Raw genomic sequence first — 16,743 nt, 5'->3', positions numbered from 1 at the left:
AACAATCGAGGCTCGGGAATTTCCGGAAAAAAAATGCACAGGAAGCGGAAAAAAGCGCGAATCCCTGTTAATCGTCGCCCTGATCGGCGGTGATGACCGTGACCCATGGCGTGACGTTCCGCACTGTCAAACCATGCGACTGGGCGAGGGCCTGCAGCACTTCTCTCGACTGGCGCGTGTCATAAACGCCGGTAACCCGCCGTGTGTCGAGACCGGTGCCATAGGTCAGGATCAAACCGCTATGCCAGGGTCTCAGCGCGTCGATCACTTCGCGCACTGGCCTGTCGCTTACGATGATCTGATGATCGGTCCAGGCCGCGATCCGCGCAGGATCGACATCCTTCCGGAAGGCGCTCTGCTCCGCACATCTCAGATCGAGTGCTTCGCCGGCGGTCAGCCTCTCCGTCTGATCTGGCTGGTCGTCGCAGGCCACACGGACGAGGCCGTTCCGAACGGCCACCGACACCTGATGCCCCGCCCCTTTCCGCACTTCGAAAGCTGTGCCGAGAACCGTGGTCGTGGTAACGTCCGTGACGACCTGGAATGGATGATCGGGATCGGGCGCGACATCAAACCATGCCCTGCCCCGAAGCAGCTGCACTGTGCGTTCTCCGCCCCTGCTCACATCGAACGCGACGGCGCTTTCTGGCGCGAGGATCATTTTGCTGCCATCGGCAAGCTCAACCGATCGCATTTCGCCGGTCCCCGCAATGGCATCGGCGCGCAGATCGAGCAGCACACCGGGGGCCACGGTGATCGCAAGACAGGCTGCCGCTGCTCCCAGAAAGATATGCGCGGCTCGCCGCCTGTTGTTTCGGCCGAGGAACGGCAGGATGGATGGCTTCACCCTGCGCCAACGATGGGCGTGGGCCGGAGGCATCGTGCGGACAACATGCGATATGCGCTGCGTTTCGGCCCATGCGTCCCGGTGAACCGGCTTTGCATCCAGCCATGCGTCGAACTCGGAGCGTAGGGCGTGATCTTCAGGATCTTCCTGAAGGAGAATGACCCATCCTGACGCCTCGCGGTTGGCGCGGCGCCGTTCGGCCATGTCTTCACCTGTGTCGCGCCCGGCGCTCATGGTTTCCCTTTGTGATGAACAGTCGCCATGATGGCTTTCCCCCATTCATTAAACAATCGAGCAGGGCATTTTTCCGGATGAAATGCGAATTTTCATGCGGACATGCGATCCGCTATGGCGCGGCAACGCTCAATGCCTTCAAGGATCAGCGTGTGAGCTGTCGATTTCGAGATTCCCAGAAAGGCTGCGATCTCTGTGAGTTTTTTACCGCCGATCCGATGCATTTCGACAGCGATCCGCATCTTTTCCGGCATCTCCCGGAGCGCGAAAATAATTCGCGCATATTCGTCGCGCGAGATCGCGATCACTTCCGGGTCCGGCTGATCTGACGCAATGCCAATCGCTTCTATCTCGTCGCGCGCATCGAAGATCCGCGCCTCGATCTGCTTGCGCCTCGTCCCGTTCAGCGCAAGGTTGCGCACCGTCATTCGCAGATAGGCAATAGCGTCCGGCGCTGGCAGCTTGGCGGTTCCAGTGCTGGCGCGAAGCCAGGCCTCCTGCACAATGTCTTCCGCGTCGGCGGTTTCGCCCATTATCCTCTTTGCATAACGGATAAGGGCCTCGCGATGCGAGAGGAACAATTTGAGGGTAGCCTTTCCGTTGGGCACTCCTGGTCCCTCATCGCCTTGCCAAATTCGGTTACGCTATCATCATTCTTAATGCGATCCAATCGCAATTGGGGAGAGAAGTACACCCTCGAGGATACTTCAGTTTTCGAGAATGAGCGAACTGATGTTCAAGAGCCGCGGATTGGCCCAAAAAACCCCGGACTCAGTTCGCTCATTCTTAAAAAATGACATTATATCCTCACCGTGGCCCAGGCGAACGGGTTGCGCGCAAGGGACGCGACATCCATAGCGGTGGGCTCGTGCCATATGCATAAATGAAGGCTCACTGCGGACTTGAACGATTACATTTTGCTGTTCGTCATCATATTGGGCGTGAACCTGCTACCCGCATTCGGTCCGCCAACATGGTCGATCATCCTGTTATTCAGTCTGAACACAGACCTGCCGGTAGTCGCTCTGGTTCTCATTGGCGCACTGGCGGCTGCATCCGGGCGACTGGCGCTGGCCTATGCTTTCCGATTTTTCGGCGGGTATTTGCCGGCAAAATATCGTCAGAACCTGGAAGCCGCCCGCCAGGCGCTGGAAGCCAGGCAGCGCAATATGATACTGGCCCTGGGCCTGTTCGCACTGTCGCCGTTACCCTCGGCTCAACTGTTCGCTGCGGCAGGTTTTGCAGGCATTCGCTTGCTGGGTTTTACGCTCGCCTTTTTCGCGGGGCGGCTCGTTTCCTATTCCATCTACGCCTATTCCGCGAAGGGCATCCGCGAAACCAGCATGAACGACCTTTTCACCTCCATGTTCTCCAGCCCCATGGGAATAGCGCTGCAGGTCGCGATGATCGGCTTCGTCGTGCTTTTGGTCCGGATCGATTGGAGCAAACTGTTGAACAAGGTCGGTGTAAAGGATGCCTCCGAGAAAAGCGCAAATGGTTCATCGAAACCGTAACGGTCATCTCGCTCAGGATGCCCAATCAGCGCAAGGTCGTGACACGAACAGGAAAAACCTTCGCACTCATTGTCGGCACGCCAGAACGGGCATATGAGCCCAAAACAGGACGAAGCCCATCGCTGAGGCGCCGCTGCGCACCCTTTACTCTTGATCGCCACCCTATTCCCCTACCCTCCGGTCCCCCCGGCGCTGCGAGCCTTCACTGCGCCCGGGATCGCCTTTGACGAGCGATATGAGAGCATACGTCGGCTCCCGCTCCATCATGGACTTCAATCGATCGGCAATTCGAGGTCGGGATCGGCTTTTGCTTTTGCGGCTTGAAAGCCGGGACGCCCGGATACCCGCTTCAAATAAGCCCGAAGGTCTGGATAGGGAGACAGGTCAAGGGGAACAAACGCCCGCATCGTGGTCAACGGAAACATGATCATGATGTCGGCGATCGTGAAAACATCACCGGCGAGCCAGCTATGACCCTGGCCGAAATGCGTGTCGAGCGCCGTCAGATAACGGGCGATGCGATCACGCATAACCTGGGCCATTCCTCCCTCACCCATCAGCATCATCATCGCGGGCATGAGCGAACCGTTGGCGAAATGGCACCAGTAGAGGAAACGCGCATAGTCAGGATGATCCGACGGCAGGGTCAGCCGCCCGTTTCCATAGCGGGCTACGATATAGTCGACGATCGCACCGGATTCGGAAAGTGCAAGGGCGTCATCGGTAATGACTGGCGCCGTCCCGGCGGGATGCAGCGCCTTATATGTGGCAGGTGCAAGCCGTGTGACGGGATCGCGGTCGTAGCGGACCAAGTCATAGGGTATCGCCAATTCCTCGCAAAGCCAGACGATCCGGTCTGATTGCGATATGCCAAGATGATGAACGGTCAGCATGGGTCGTCTCCTCTGGAAATACGGTCATTGTGCAAGGCTCGGCAAGGCGCCAAGCGTCGTGACGAGCCCGCGAACCTGCTTGCACAGCGGGACCACGGATGCGGCATCTAGGGGGAGGCAGACCTGCCGATCAAGATTCTGAGGATCGCCATCATCCGGGCAGGTTCATAGCGTGCCTCCTCCGTTGTCGGCAGGTGTTTCTGAAAGGCGATCCGGGCAGCGGTCCCGGTGATCGATCATATAAAATCATCCGAATGACAATCCCGCTCACCGCGTTCTCTCAGCCTCTATGACCATCCCCGAACGCGTCTTCTCGCCGGCCTTGAGGCCCTCCACGATCGCCGCTGCTGTGCGACAGGCAAGCGCGATAATCGTCAGGGTCGGATTGGCCCAGCCCGATGTCAGGAAGAGTGAACTGCCTGCAATGGACAGGTTTTCGATGCCATGGACCCGACCATAGCTGTCGGTAACTCCCTCGTGCGGGCTATCCGACATGCGGGTGGTACCCATATGATGATAACCGCCGATCGGATGCGCGCTCACCAGCGGATCAAATTGCCAGTCCTCGCCTTCCAGCCAGGGTGCCGCCTCGACTGTGCCCAGATTCAGGCGCCGCAATTCGGCGTCGAGCGCATGGACGAGACCGGCGACGCTATGCGTGTCTATTGCACTGGTGCGCCAATGCAGGCGCGAAATCGGCACGCCCATCGGATCACGAAGGTTCGACAGCATGACCCGGCTTTCCCGATTGGGTGCCTGCTCGGCCCGCACAAGCAGGGCGACATCGAGCAGCCGCATCTTGTTGAGGACCCAAGGCCGCGCCGGCTCGGAATAACGCAGGATGCGATGGGCGTTTTTCTTGACCGTCATCCACAGTCTGCGGCCACGGCGGTCAGGCGCCATTTCATGCTTCAGTCGGCCATAGGTCCGCATTGCATAGCTTTCACGCCCATGAGGCGGCTGACGTCCAGCGATCGTCAGCGAGGTGTTGAGCAGCCCTTGCTCCTTCTGGAGCTCGATGCCCGGTGCCAGCAGCGCAGCAACCGGCTGCCCCTCCACTCTATGCCTTTTGGCAAAAGCGTTCAGCAGTAGCCATGTCTTTCCCGAGATGACACGTCCGCCTCGCGCATGAGGATGTTCCATGAAGCAACGGCCGACCCAGTCGTGACCATTACCCAGTCCCATCGGCATGATGGATCGCGATGCCAGCAGCAGCCGGGCATTTTCGATGCCGCCGGTCGCAAGCACATAGTGGCGCGCCCGGACAGTGATGCGATTTCCCGAAAGGCTGCGCACATCCAGATGGTCGATAGTTCGCGCGCTGGGAGCGGCCACCACCTCCTGTACGGTCGCCTGCGTGACAATCCGGCAGCGGGGATGGTCACGCAGGTCCCGGCAATTATCGAAGGAAAAGCGGCCATGTATCTCATCGAAGGTCCAAAGCAGGGAGCGAATGCGATCGGGGTTGAAATCAGGCATGGCGATGCCCGCCGCGATCAGATCAGATGCGACAGGATGCCTTGGGCGCAACCCAAGAATTTCCCTGGCTTGCCGATAATAAGGCTGCATCTGCGCCCAACTGACCGGCCAGCCACTATGTTCGACCCAAGATCTCTTGGCAAAATCGATCGGGTCGAGTTCCGCGCAGCGGCCGCCCCATATCGCTGTTGACCCACCAAAGAAGCGCAACCGCGCATTTTCCAGGTCGTAATAGTCGAGCCCGGTGATTTCGCCTTCATTGAGCGCGGCAATCTCGGGGTCGAAGTCGATACCGCCGCTTTCCAGCAACACGACGTCGATGCCTGACTCGAGCAGCTTTCGGGCTAATGTGATGCCAGCGGCGCCGGCTCCGACAACGCACACTTACGTGAGCAGCGCCTGGCCCGCGACTGCGTCGAGATGATGATGCATGGGTGCTTAAACCAATATCTTCTATAAATTGATTGATCGACCGTTTGCCTCCTTCGGCGAGAGATAAGCGTCAGGGTAGGGCCAAAGAGCCGGCCCGCGGCGCTTTCATCGCATCTGTCAGCGCGATCGGACCAGACGAACCTCTGTATCTTTCTGCGTTCATTCGTCGGTCCCGCCGCTCAAGCCATCGACGCGATCGTCTTGCGAAATCGCGACACCGCGATCGCGAAGAACAGCGCGCCGATCCCCGCGATCGCGAGAAATTGGGACCAGACGACATCGAACCCGGCGCCGCGGAACAGGATCGCCTGGCCTAGCTCGACAAAATGGGTCGTAGGCGCAATCAACATGACGTCCTGAACGATCTGCGGCATGCTCTCGCGGGGCGTGGTGCCCCCGGAGAGCATTTGCAGCGGCAACAGGACCAGGACCGCGAGCATTCCGAATTGCGGCATGTTGCGCGCGAGCGTCGCCATGAAGATGCCGAGCGATGTCGTCGCGAACAGGACAAGTGCCGCGCCGGCGAAAAATAATGTCGTTGATCCCGCAACGGGAACGCCAAGCGCGCCGCGCACCACGAATGTGAGCGACACGAAGGAGGCGACGAGAACGACCAGCCCCATCGACCAGACCTTGCTCATCATGATCTCAAACGGCGTCACAGGCATTACGAGCAGATGCTCGATCGTGCCATGCTCCCGTTCGCGGATGAGCGCGGCGCCGGTGAGAATGATGGACAGCATCGTGATCTGGTTGATGATCTGGGAGAGGCCGCCGAACCAGCTCTTGTCGAGGGTCGGATTGAACCGGGCGCGCAGCTCGAGGTCGACCGGCAGCGCCGTCCTGCCGCGATAGCGCTGCAGGAACTCATTGGCCTCGCCAAGAGCGATCTGCTGGATATAGGCGCTGCCGGTAAAAGCCTGGGACATGCGCGTCGCATCGGTGTTGAGCTGCACCTCGGCGGGACGCCCCGCCAGCACGTCGCGCTGGAAACCGGAGGGGATATGCAGCACGAACGTGTATGTACCCGCGTCCAGGCCGGGGTCGATCTGTGCCGGGCTAATCATTACCGGCTCCTTGAACTGGGGCGGATAAAACGCCGCGACGATCCGCTGCGAGAGCGGTGAATTATCTTCATCGACAATCGCAAGCGCAGCCTTGTGCAGCGTTTCGGGCATGGAGGAAGCCGACATATAGACCGACAAGGTGAAGCTGAACCCGATCAACAGAAGCATCATCGGATCGCGCCACAGGCTCCACAATTCCTTCACGCCCAGACGGTAGATGTTGGAGAGCTTCTGGCGCATGTCAGCTTTCCTGCTTTTTAAGGAGCGCGATCGCCAGACCGACGATGACCGGTCCCGAGACCAGGAGCGGCCAGAAGGAGTGGACGAGGTCGCCAAAGCCCAGCGCCTTGTTGAACACGCCGCGCGTGATCGTGAACATATGGCTTGCGGGATAGATCTCGCCGATCGCCCGCCCTACCCCTTCGAGCGACGATACGGGATCTATCATGCCGCCATAGGTCACCGCCGGGATCAGGGTGCCGACCATGGCGAGGAACATCGCCGCGATCTGGGTGCGCGTTATGGCGGAGGCAAGCAGACCCATGCCCGTCGCGATCAGCGAGAAGAGGAAAGCCGACGTCATCATGGCCACGATGCTGCCATTGGGAAGAACATCGAAGAGGATGGCCGAGACCAGCACCATGACGATGAAATTGACCATGGCGAGCGCGACATAGGGCAGTTGCTTGCCCAGCAGGAACTCCGCGCGGGTGACGGGTGTCACATAGAGATTGATGATCGCGCCCGTCTCCTTCTCGCGCACCACGGCCAGGGCCGCGAGCATGGCGGGCAACATCAGCAACAGCAGCGGAATGACCGCGGGCACCATCGCCGGCAGGCTTTTCACGTCGGGATTGTAGCGAAATCGGTTCTCGACCGAGATAGAACCGGCGGTGCTTCCCACCCCGGCCATGCGCATCTGGTCGGTCAGCCAGCTTTGATGCAGTCCCTGGATATAGCCCTGCACGGTCTCGGCGCGCATGGGCATGGCGCCATCGAACCAGGCGGCCAGGGCGACGCGCTCGCCGCGCAGGACATCGCGCCCGAACCCGGGCGGAATCTCTATGGCGAGCGCCAGTTCGCCGCTCCGCATGCGGCGGTCGAGATCGTCATAGTCGGTGAGCGGCGGCCGCTCGACGAAATAGGGAGAACCCGCCATGTCGAGCTGATAGCGCTGGGAAATACTGCTCTGGTCGCGATCCAGCACCGCATAACGCAGATTGTCCACGTCCATGCTGATGCCAAAGCCCATCACCAGCAGCAGGATCACCGAGCCGGCCAGAGCCAGGGTGCCGCGAAGGGGATCGCGCTGTAACTCCAGGGCCTCGCGCCACACATAGCTCAGCATGCGCTGCAGACTGAAGCGGCGCTTGACCTGATGGCTTTCCTGGGGCCGTTCAGGCGCGACAATCGCGCTTTCGGCGGCCTGCCCATCCCCGTCGCCGCCGGCCTCGACCAGATAGCCGATAAAGGCTTCTTCCAGTGTCGCAGCACCACGCTTCTCGACGAGCTTCGCGGGGGCGTCACTGTCGAGCACCTTCCCCGCATGCATCATCGACATGCGGTCGCAGCGCTCGGCCTCGTTCATGAAATGGGTCGAGATGAAGATGGTCACCCTGTCCCGGCGCGACAGTTCGGCAAGCAACCGCCAGAAGGCGTCACGCGCGACCGGATCGACGCCGGAGGTGGGTTCATCCAGGATCAACAGTTCGGGCTTGTGAACCATCGCCACAGCGAGGGAGAGACGCTGGCGGATACCGAGCGGAAGTTGCTCGGGCAGCTCGTCCATGACCGGCTCGAGACTGAAGCGTTCCGCCATCTCGGTGACGCGGCCCGGTATTTCGTCGACCGGCACATGGAACAGCCGCGCATGCAGTTCGAGATTCTGCCGTACGGTCAGTTCGCCGTAGAGCGAGAAAGCCTGGCTCATATAGCCAACCCGCCTGCGCGTCGCGATGTCGTGCGGATCGACCTCATGGCCAAACAGCCAGGCCCGCCCTTCGCTTGCCGGCAGCAGTCCGGTCAGCATCTTCATCGTCGTCGACTTGCCGCAGCCGTTTGAGCCGAGGAAACCGAAGATCTCGCCGCGGCGGATGCGGAAACTGACATGATCGACGGCGACGAAATCGCCGAAGCGCATGGTCAGCCCCTCCGCCTCGATGGCGATGTCATCCTCGTCGACGTCGAGCGGCGGGATGATGACCGGCTTGTGGCCGCGTTTCCTCTCTTCGGGCAACAGTTCGGCGAAGGCAGCTTCGAGATGATCCGTGCCGGTCCGCTCAAGGATTTGCGAAGGCGTGCCCGTAGCCAGGATCGCGCCATCATCCATCGCCACCAGCCAGTCGAACCGCTGCGCTTCGTCCATATAGGCCGTCGCCACGATCACGCTCATGCCGGGACGATCTTCGCGGATGCCGGCGATCAGATCCCAGAACTGCGCGCGCGCCAGCGGATCGACGCCGGTGGTCGGTTCGTCCAGGATCAGGAGATCGGGATCGTGGATCAGCGCGCAGCACAGGCCGAGCTTCTGCTTCATGCCACCCGACAGCTTGCCGGCAGGCCGCGACAGGAAGGAATAGAGCCCCGTGCTGCGGGTGAGCGCATCGATCCGGCGGCGGCGCTCGGACGCGCCATGACCGAAGAGACGGGCGAAGAACTGGAGATTTTCCTCGACAGACAGTGTCGGATAGAGGTTCCGTCCCAGACCCTGCGGCATATAGGCGATGCGCGGACAGACGTCCTCGCGATGACGGCGGTCGGCCATATCGCCGCCGAGCACATGAACCGTCCCCTCCTGCACGGCGCGAGCGCCCGCGACCAGCGATAGCAGGCTCGACTTGCCGACCCCGTCGGGGCCGATCAGACCGATCATCCGGCCTGGGCTCAGGTTGAGGTCGATGCCGCGCAGGGCTTCCGCCTTGCCGTAGCGCAACCGCACTCCGGCAAGGCGGACGACCGGTGGCCCCTGGGGGGGCGTGGGGGAAGCCACCGGCCTATTCCTTTACAAGGTTCGACAGCTTGTCCGGCCAGGCTGCCTGGGAATCGATCCGCACATAGGCCATGCCCGGCAGGCCTGTTTTTACCAGCGCGATATGGCGCTGGAGCAGCGCGGGATCGATCTTCGCCCGGACGCGGAACATGAGCTTCTGGCGCTCGCTTTGCGTTTCGACCGTCTTGGGCGTGAACTGCGCGACATCGGCCACGAAACTGATCTTTGCAGGAATGACGACATCGGGCGCGGCATCGAGCACCAGGCGAACCTCGCTGCCGATGCGCACGCGCCCCGCGACCGTTTCCGGCAGGAAGAAAGTCATATAGACGTCGGTCAGATCGACGAGGTTCATGACCCGGCCGCCGCCGGCGACGACCTCGCCCGGCTGGGCAACCCGATACTGGATGCGGCCGCCGCGAGGCGCCTTGAGGTCGCTGTCGCGGATATCCGCCTCGATCCGCGCGATGGTTGCGCGCGCCGCATCGACATTGGATCGGGCGCCGATGACCTGGCTGCGCGCTGCGGCGATATTGGCGTCGGCCGACGCCAACTGCGCGCGCGCGGCTTCTACCGTGGCGGAAGCTCCTTCGACCGCCGCCTGGTTATCGTCGCGCTCCTGCGTCGGCGTGGCGCCTTCGCGCGCAAGCGTTTCCGACCGGCCAAGCCGCTTGCGGGCCGCATTGAGTTCGGCTTCCCGCTGGCGGACAGTGGCGAGCGCTGCCGCGCGTTCGCTCTGCCGCTGCCCCACCTGGGTTTGCGCGATCTGGACGGCATTGAGCGCCTGGGCGAGCTGCGCCTTCGCTTCAGAAAGCTGAGCAGAGAGCGTCTCGACATCCATATGGGCGACGACCTCGCCGGCTTTCACCAACTGGCCTTCTTCGGCGACGATATCGCGGATGCGGCCCGGCGTTTTCGCCGAGATATCGATCTCGAGCGCTTCCAGCCGGCCATTGCCACTGACGATACCCTCCGGCAGGTCCGCGGGCCTGAGCAGCGACCAGAGGATCACGGCCACCGCCACGACCGCCGCGACGATCGCGCCCCTGATGAACCAGGTCTTGCCTGTCGTCTGCGTCATTGTGACTGTTCCCCGTTTCTGTTCGATAGGTTGCCGTCGAAGGCGTCGTCCGCGACAAATCCTCCGCCCAGCGCCGAATAAAGTACGACGATGCTGGCCAGTTCGGCCCGCCGAAGCTGGACCAGGGCCTGTTCGGCGTCGAACAGGTCGCGCTGGGCATCCAGCACCTCCAGATAGGCCGAGCGGCCATTGTCGAAGCGAAGCTGGGCGAGCCGCGCGCGTTCGCGCTGGGCGTCCAGCATCTGCTGTGTCGTGTCGATCTGCAGCTGCAACTGCTGCCGGCGGACAAGGGCATCGGACACGTCGCGGAACGCCGATTGCACGGTCTGTTCATATTGCGCGACCGCCCGTTCCTGCCGGGCCCTGGCCACGTCGAGATTGCCCTTCAGGCGTCCCGCGTTGAAAAGCGGAAGGCGGATGGTCGGGGTGAAGCTCCACGCCTCGCTGCCGCCGGAGAACAGCCCGTCCAACTCATCGCTCATCGTGCCGTATGCGCCCGTCAGGCTGATGTTCGGAAAAAAAGCCGCCCGCGCCGCGCCGATATTGGCGCTGGCGGCGCGCAGCTGATATTCGGACGCCACGATATCCGGGCGGTTGGCCAGAAGGTCGGAGGGCAGCCCGGCAGGCAGCGTGAGCCGTTCGGGCACGTCGGTCAGAGACAGGGTCCCGGACGCGATCTCGACAGGCCGCCCGATCAGCACCGCAAGAGCATTGCGGTTGACGGCCCGGTCCTGCTCCAGCCCCTGCATCGTCGTATTGGCCTGGCCCAGGAGCAGCTGCGCCTGGGTCATCTCGAGCTTCGATCCCGATCCCACCTCATAGCGGCGGCGCATGATGCGCAGCGCTTCCTCGCGCGTTTCGATCGAGTGCCGGGCGAGTGCGACCCGTTCCTCATATTCCCGTTCGAGAAGATAGCCGTTGGCGACCTGCGCGACGAGCTGGCTCGCGACCGCGCGGCGCGCTTCCTCGGTCGCCAGATACTGCCAGCGCGCGGCATCGCGCAGGTTGCGCAGCCGTCCCCAGAAGTCGATCTCCCAACTGGCCGAGAGCTGCGCGCTGATCTGTTTGACATCGACAGGCGTAGCGCCCGCGCCGGGGAGATTGAACAGGGTCCGGCCCCGCGTTCCCGTGCCGACCGCATCGAGCTGCGGATAGAGCGAGGAGCCCTCGATCCGCCAGGCGGCGCGGACCTCGGCGACGCGGGTCGCCGCGATGCGGATATCGCGATTGTTCGCGAGCGCCTCGCCGATCAGCCGCTGCAACTCGGCTTCCCGGAAGAAGTCGTGCCAACCGATGCGCGCGATCGTGGTCCCGGCGATGTTGGCCGCCTCGTAGGTCGGCGGCACCGGCTGGGGTGGCCGGACATGCTCAGGCGCAAAAGAGCAGCCGGTCACACCCACCATCAAAGCGGCGACAACAGCGGTCCTCGGCCGCAGGGGAAAGCACGGCAGGCGCCACCCTTTCATATGGACTTGATCAGTAAATCGCACAACATCCCCTGTTGCAAGAAGACTTCAACCTGCCCCCGCCCTGCCGAAATGCCGCAGGTTGGCGGCATGGCGGTCGAACTGTGGTTTTCAGGTCTTGTCGGTCTCGGGCTTGGCCGTTCCGGTCTTGGCCGGGGCGGTCACAGGCGCCTTGGCGGCTGCGGCATCTCCCGCCTGGGAGGGTGTGAAGAAAGACGTCCAGAGTTGCAGCACATGAGCCGCCTGCTCCTGGGCCTGGCCGGGTGACAGGCTGTCACCAACCCCGGCCCGCCAATCGTCGAGCGCGCCCTTCATGTCCTGGGCGCACGCCTGACCGTTCCGGCTGATTTCCTGCCACATCTCGGAAAAGCCGGCGATATTGGGCAGAGGCACAGCCCCCGCCTTCTCCGCGCTCTGCGCCGAGAGAAGCTCGAACGTGCGCGAAGCGATCGCCGCCTGGCGCTGGCCGGCTTCGCGCATGATCTCGGCGCATTTGAGGGCGAGTTGCCGATTGGCGCCGGCGACAGCGGCAAACTGGTCGAACGGATAGCTCATGAGACTGCTCCTTGAAGTGGGGTTGGATCTGGAGTGCAGATCGGAAGACGAACCACGCATTAGATTCATGGACGGCAAGAGTTTCAGCCGTTGGCGATATATTGCCCGCCATTGATCGTGAGCACCGAGCCGGTATTGAAACCGGCCTTGTCCGAGGCCAGCCAACAAACGGCTTCGGCGATTTCAGCCGGATCGCCCAGGCGCCCGACGGGAATGCCGCCGATGATCTTTTCGCGGACATCCTGCGGCACGGCAGCGACCATCTCGGTGTCGATATAGCCGGGGCATACGGCGTTGACCGTGATGCCGCGCGACGCATTTTCCTGCGCCAGCGCCTTGGTGAAGCCGATCACACCCGCCTTGGCCGCCGAATAGTTCACCTGGCCAATCTGGCCCTTCTGGCCGTTGATCGAGGAGATATTGATGATCCGGCCAAAGCGGCGTTCGCGCATGCCTTCGATGACGGCGCGCGTCATTGTGAACATCGAGTCGAGGTTGGTGCCAAGAACCTCGCGCCACTGCGCAAAGCTCATCCGATGGAACATGGTGTCGCGCGTGATGCCGGCATTGTTCACCAGCACTGAAACCGGGCCCAGTTCCTTTTCCACGCGGGCCAGGCCTTCGCGGCAGGCCTGTTCCTCCGCGACGTCCCATTTATAGACGGGAATGCCCGTACCATCCCGGAACAGCTCGGCGGCGGCGTCGTTTCCATGATATATGCTGGCAACATTCCATCCCGCTGCTTTGAGCGACCGGGCGATTGCCGCGCCGATTCCACGTGTTCCCCCAGTTACGAGTGCAATTCCCGTCATGATACTCCGGCTCCATTTTTCAGGTCACGCCGCGCGGTTTCCCCCGTCGCGCCTCTCCGGACTATTAGTATCTATACTTATGAGTGTCGTTATTGCCGCTTTCCCGCCCCGGATCAAGTGCGGTCTTTGGCCCGCATGAAAAAGGAAGGTAATGACAAAAAGGTGACAAGCCGCCGATCACCTCGACACAAGCTGGCGCCGCGCGATCCAAAAGGCGGACGGCCGCCGCAGGAAATAGCCGCGCAATTGGGCGAGCATATATTGCAGGTCGCGCTCGACCAGTTCATCGCCCATGGGGTGGAAGGCGCCAACATGGATGACATTGCCGCGGCCGCGAACGTCTCCAAGCGCACGCTTTATTCGCGTTACGGATCGAAAACCCAGCTTCTGATCGCCCGTGCCGAGCACGGCACCCAGCGCCATCTCAAAGCGATTACCGTCGACCGGCGATCAGGAGACCTACGCAATCGGCTCCTGAAGCTTTGCCGCAAGATGCTCGACGCTGCGCTCAAACCCGAGGTCATTGGCATCGAGACACTCGCGACCTGGATTTTCGAACGCAAGCTCGAGGCGCAGCTCAGTATTCATCGCAACCCCGGCGCCTCATTGATCCAGGATCTGCTGACGGAGGAGGCGCGTGTGCGCAACATAGAAGAGGATCTGCCCTTTCTGGCAGCGTTCATCTTCGATGCAACGGTGACCGGTCCGCGCGCGAGAATATTGTTACGAAAGGATCTTGCCAACACAGCTCGGGCCAAGACCGAACATCTCGCCCAGACCATGGATCTGCTGGCACGGGCAGTTCCGCTCCTCGAACCTGAATTGCAACACGCACCCAAAAGGTGATTGCGATGTCCGCCAGCGCTCCGTTCTGTCCGAGGCATTGACAGGACGAGGGCCCAGGACCGAACGCGCGACGCCCTTGTTTTCGCCTGTCGATGGACGGCGTTGCTTCGACCGTTAGCCCCGGCCTGGTCGCAGCCCCCAGGTTCCAGGGTATTCAGGCAGCCGCGGCGCAACCCTTCCGCTCGCACCGATCGTCGTCCGGACTGTGCGTTCGACCGATTATGCTGAATGGGTCCAGGAGCTTCAACGTCCGCGCCCCCCGGCGGCCCAGGGAGCGGCGACCTGATTCGCGCCGGCAGGCGCCCGCCCAAGACCCTCGCATGTCATGGCAAATCGTCGCGACACGCAAAGCCGTTTGACGATCAAATACGAAACTTCTATGTATAGTTCCTAATGGCGCCGCCGCTCCCTCACAGCGAGATCAGGCACGACTAAATCGGCCATGACAGGGGCCGAATCATATCGGGAGAGACTTCGACCAGGCGCATCGCGGCATAGCGCATGCGCCACTTCCCGCCGTGCGGCCCAGGCGCCCATGGCGACTATTGAAGGCCAAAGGATGATGTCATGCCCAGAGTCGCACTCGTTACCGGCGGCGTCAGCGGAATAGGCGCGGCGACCGCAATGCTCCTCCGCGACAAAGGCTATCGCGTTGCCGTCAATTATCATGGCAATGACGAGGATGCCGAGCGATTCCTCGCGGAAACCTCGATCCCGATCTACAACTGGAATGTAGCCGATTTCTCCGCCTGTCATGACGGCGTGGCGAAGGTTGCGGCAGACATCGGCCCCATCGACATTCTGGTCAACAATGCCGGCATCACGCGCGACGGCACGTTGCACAAGATGACCGAGGAGCAATGGCGCAGCGTCGTCGACGTCGATCTGGGCGGCTGCTTCAACATGTGCCGTGCCGTGATCGAGGGCATGCGCGAGCGCCGGTTCGGACGGATCGTCAATATCAGCTCGGTAAACGGTCTTTCAGGACAATTTGGCCAGACCAACTATGCAGCGGCCAAGGCAGGCGTGATCGGCTTCACCAAGGCGCTGGCACTGGAAGGCGCGTCTCGAAACATCACGGTCAATGCGATTGCGCCGGGCTATACCGATACCGGCATGGTCGCCGCGGTGCCGCAGGACGCGCTCGAGGCGGTGCTGGCCGCGGTGCCGGTCGGCCGGCTCGGCACGCCGCAGGAAATCGCGCGCGGCGTGCTCTATCTTGTCGAGGACGAGGCCGGTTTCGTGACCGGCGCCACCCTCTCGATCAACGGCGGCAAGTATCTCGCCTGAAAATGCGTGGAAGGATTATTCTCATGACCAGTCCTGTCGTTCTGTGCGCCCCGGTTCGCACGCCCATCGGCGCCTATGGCGGCGCGCTCAAGGACATGAAAGCGCCCGCGCTCGGCAGCGTCGCCATCGCCGAAACGCTCAGGCGCGCGGGCGTGGGCGCTGACAATATCGACAGCGTCGTCATGGGACAGGTGGTCCAGGCAGGCGCGAAGATGAACCCTGCCCGCCAGGCCGCCATCAACGCGGGGTTACGCGACAGTGCTCCTGCCATGACCGTCAACCGGGTCTGCGGATCGGGCGCACAGGCGATCGCCTCGGCCGCCCAGGAGATCATGCTCGGCCTTGGCCAGGCCGTGATCGCCGGCGGCATGGAGAATATGGACCAGGCGCCCTATCTCATCGAGAAGGGACGCTGGGGCTATCGTATGGGCGAGGGCAAACTCCTCGACGCCATGCTCCATGACGGGCTGAATGACGCCTTCAGCAATCAGCATTCAGGCTGGGTCACCGAGGATCTGGTCGCACAGTTCGGCATCAGCCGGGAGGCGCAGGATGGCTGGGCGTTGCGCTCGCAGCAGAGTTTCAGCGCGGCCCAGGCCAATGGCCGGTTCGAGGCGGAGATCGTGCCTGTCGAGATTCCTTCTCGCAAGGCTGTGACGCTCTTTGCAAAAGATGAGCAGAACCGGGCCGATACGAGCCTTGAGAGCCTCGCGCGTCTAAAGCCTGCCTTCCGACCGGAAGGCACCATCACGGCGGGCAATGCGCCCGGCCTCAACACCGGCGCGTCCGCGATGATCGTCGCGAACGAGCAATGGGCGCAGCGCAATGGCGTGACGCCCCTGGGGCGCCTCGTCGCGTTCGGTGTCGGCGCGGTCGCCCCCGGCCTCTTCGGCCTCGGGCCGGTGCCCGCCGTCCGGCAGGCGCTCGAGCGGGCGGGATGGTCGGTCGGAGACCTCGATCGCGTCGAGATCAACGAGGCTTTCGCGGCCATCGCCATCGCGGTCACGCAGGAACTCGGCCTCCCTGAGGACATCGTCAATGTGGAAGGCGGCGCCATCGCGCATGGCCATCCGATCGGGGCGACCGGTGCCGTGCTGACCACCCGCCTGCTGCATGCGATGCGGCGCGACGGGCTGCGCCGGGGCGTTGTCACCTTGTGCATCGGCGGCGGCCAGGGCGTGGCCCTCGCCCTGGAGGCGATGGCATGATCACGAGCGGCACGGCGCGGCGGCGATTCT

14 protein-coding genes are annotated in these 16,743 nt (G+C 62.4%); 4 read left to right on the top strand and 10 right to left on the bottom strand.

Features of this window, described 5'->3' with window-relative positions; translation table 11 throughout:
- Window positions 1-67: 67 nt before the first annotated feature.
- Together SAMIE_RS00840 and SAMIE_RS00835 are read right to left on the bottom strand one after the other, a co-directional pair.
- Complete coding sequence (locus tag SAMIE_RS00840) at window positions 68-1,081, bottom strand: FecR family protein (protein ID WP_066703038.1); 1,014 nt, start codon at window positions 1,079-1,081, stop codon at window positions 68-70.
- A 92-nt stretch (window positions 1,082-1,173) separates the two neighbouring features.
- Window positions 1,174-1,689, bottom strand: coding sequence for an RNA polymerase sigma factor (locus SAMIE_RS00835; RefSeq protein ID WP_066516484.1), 516 nt, complete (start codon window positions 1,687-1,689; stop codon window positions 1,174-1,176).
- A 294-nt stretch (window positions 1,690-1,983) separates the two neighbouring features.
- On the opposite strand from SAMIE_RS00835, the gene SAMIE_RS00830 reads away from it, so the two are divergent.
- Entirely contained in the window at window positions 1,984-2,595 is a 612-nt protein-coding gene (locus SAMIE_RS00830; protein ID WP_066516483.1) for a hypothetical protein, read from the top strand.
- A 272-nt stretch (window positions 2,596-2,867) separates the two neighbouring features.
- On the opposite strand, the gene SAMIE_RS00825 is transcribed toward SAMIE_RS00830, so the two are convergent.
- The 8 genes from SAMIE_RS00825 to phbB (SAMIE_RS00790) form a co-directional block, all read right to left on the bottom strand.
- On the bottom strand, window positions 2,868-3,488 hold the full coding sequence (locus SAMIE_RS00825; protein ID WP_066516482.1) for a glutathione S-transferase family protein: 621 nt from the start codon (window positions 3,486-3,488) through the stop codon (window positions 2,868-2,870).
- Window positions 3,489-3,755: 267 nt separating this feature from the next.
- The gene (locus SAMIE_RS00820; protein WP_086485530.1) at window positions 3,756-5,351 is read right to left on the bottom strand and encodes an FAD-dependent oxidoreductase; all 1,596 of its coding nucleotides are present in this window, start codon (window positions 5,349-5,351) and stop codon (window positions 3,756-3,758) included.
- Window positions 5,352-5,578: 227 nt separating this feature from the next.
- On the bottom strand, window positions 5,579-6,706 hold the full coding sequence (locus SAMIE_RS00815) for an ABC transporter permease (RefSeq protein WP_066516481.1): 1,128 nt from the start codon (window positions 6,704-6,706) through the stop codon (window positions 5,579-5,581).
- A 1-nt stretch (window position 6,707) separates the two neighbouring features.
- Window positions 6,708-9,455 (bottom strand): ribosome-associated ATPase/putative transporter RbbA, encoded by a 2,748-nt coding sequence (rbbA, locus tag SAMIE_RS00810; RefSeq protein WP_037444235.1) that lies wholly within the window; start codon window positions 9,453-9,455, stop codon window positions 6,708-6,710.
- 4 nt (window positions 9,456-9,459) lie between these two features.
- The gene (locus SAMIE_RS00805) at window positions 9,460-10,536 is read right to left on the bottom strand and encodes an HlyD family secretion protein (protein ID WP_037444232.1); all 1,077 of its coding nucleotides are present in this window, start codon (window positions 10,534-10,536) and stop codon (window positions 9,460-9,462) included.
- Window positions 10,533-11,939, bottom strand: coding sequence for an efflux transporter outer membrane subunit (locus SAMIE_RS00800; protein WP_048578300.1), 1,407 nt, complete (start codon window positions 11,937-11,939; stop codon window positions 10,533-10,535). Before SAMIE_RS00800 ends, SAMIE_RS00805 begins: the two co-directional genes overlap by 4 nt.
- A gap of 174 nt (window positions 11,940-12,113) precedes the next feature.
- Complete coding sequence (locus SAMIE_RS00795; protein WP_037444229.1) at window positions 12,114-12,557, bottom strand: hypothetical protein; 444 nt, start codon at window positions 12,555-12,557, stop codon at window positions 12,114-12,116.
- Between the two features lie 83 nt (window positions 12,558-12,640).
- Window positions 12,641-13,369: an acetoacetyl-CoA reductase gene (phbB, locus tag SAMIE_RS00790; RefSeq protein ID WP_020817741.1), complete on the bottom strand. Its 729-nt coding sequence runs from the start codon at window positions 13,367-13,369 to the stop codon at window positions 12,641-12,643.
- 135 nt (window positions 13,370-13,504) lie between these two features.
- Here phbB (SAMIE_RS00790) and SAMIE_RS00785 point away from each other — a divergent pair, with 135 nt between their 5' ends.
- From SAMIE_RS00785 to SAMIE_RS00775, 3 genes are all read left to right on the top strand, one after another.
- Window positions 13,505-14,215, top strand: coding sequence for a TetR/AcrR family transcriptional regulator (locus SAMIE_RS00785; RefSeq protein ID WP_232037335.1), 711 nt, complete (start codon window positions 13,505-13,507; stop codon window positions 14,213-14,215).
- Between the two features lie 567 nt (window positions 14,216-14,782).
- Complete coding sequence (gene phbB / locus SAMIE_RS00780) at window positions 14,783-15,505, top strand: acetoacetyl-CoA reductase (protein WP_037444222.1); 723 nt, start codon at window positions 14,783-14,785, stop codon at window positions 15,503-15,505.
- Between the two features lie 23 nt (window positions 15,506-15,528).
- Complete coding sequence (locus SAMIE_RS00775) at window positions 15,529-16,713, top strand: thiolase family protein (RefSeq protein WP_037444218.1); 1,185 nt, start codon at window positions 15,529-15,531, stop codon at window positions 16,711-16,713.
- The last annotated feature ends 30 nt before the right edge of the window (window positions 16,714-16,743 follow it).

The sequence above is a fragment of the Sphingobium amiense genome (genome assembly GCF_003967075.1).
Taxonomy (GTDB): domain Bacteria; phylum Pseudomonadota; class Alphaproteobacteria; order Sphingomonadales; family Sphingomonadaceae; genus Sphingobium; species Sphingobium amiense.
The sequence above is the reverse complement of the archived record's forward strand: the minus strand, read 5'-3'. Positions and strand labels throughout refer to the sequence as shown.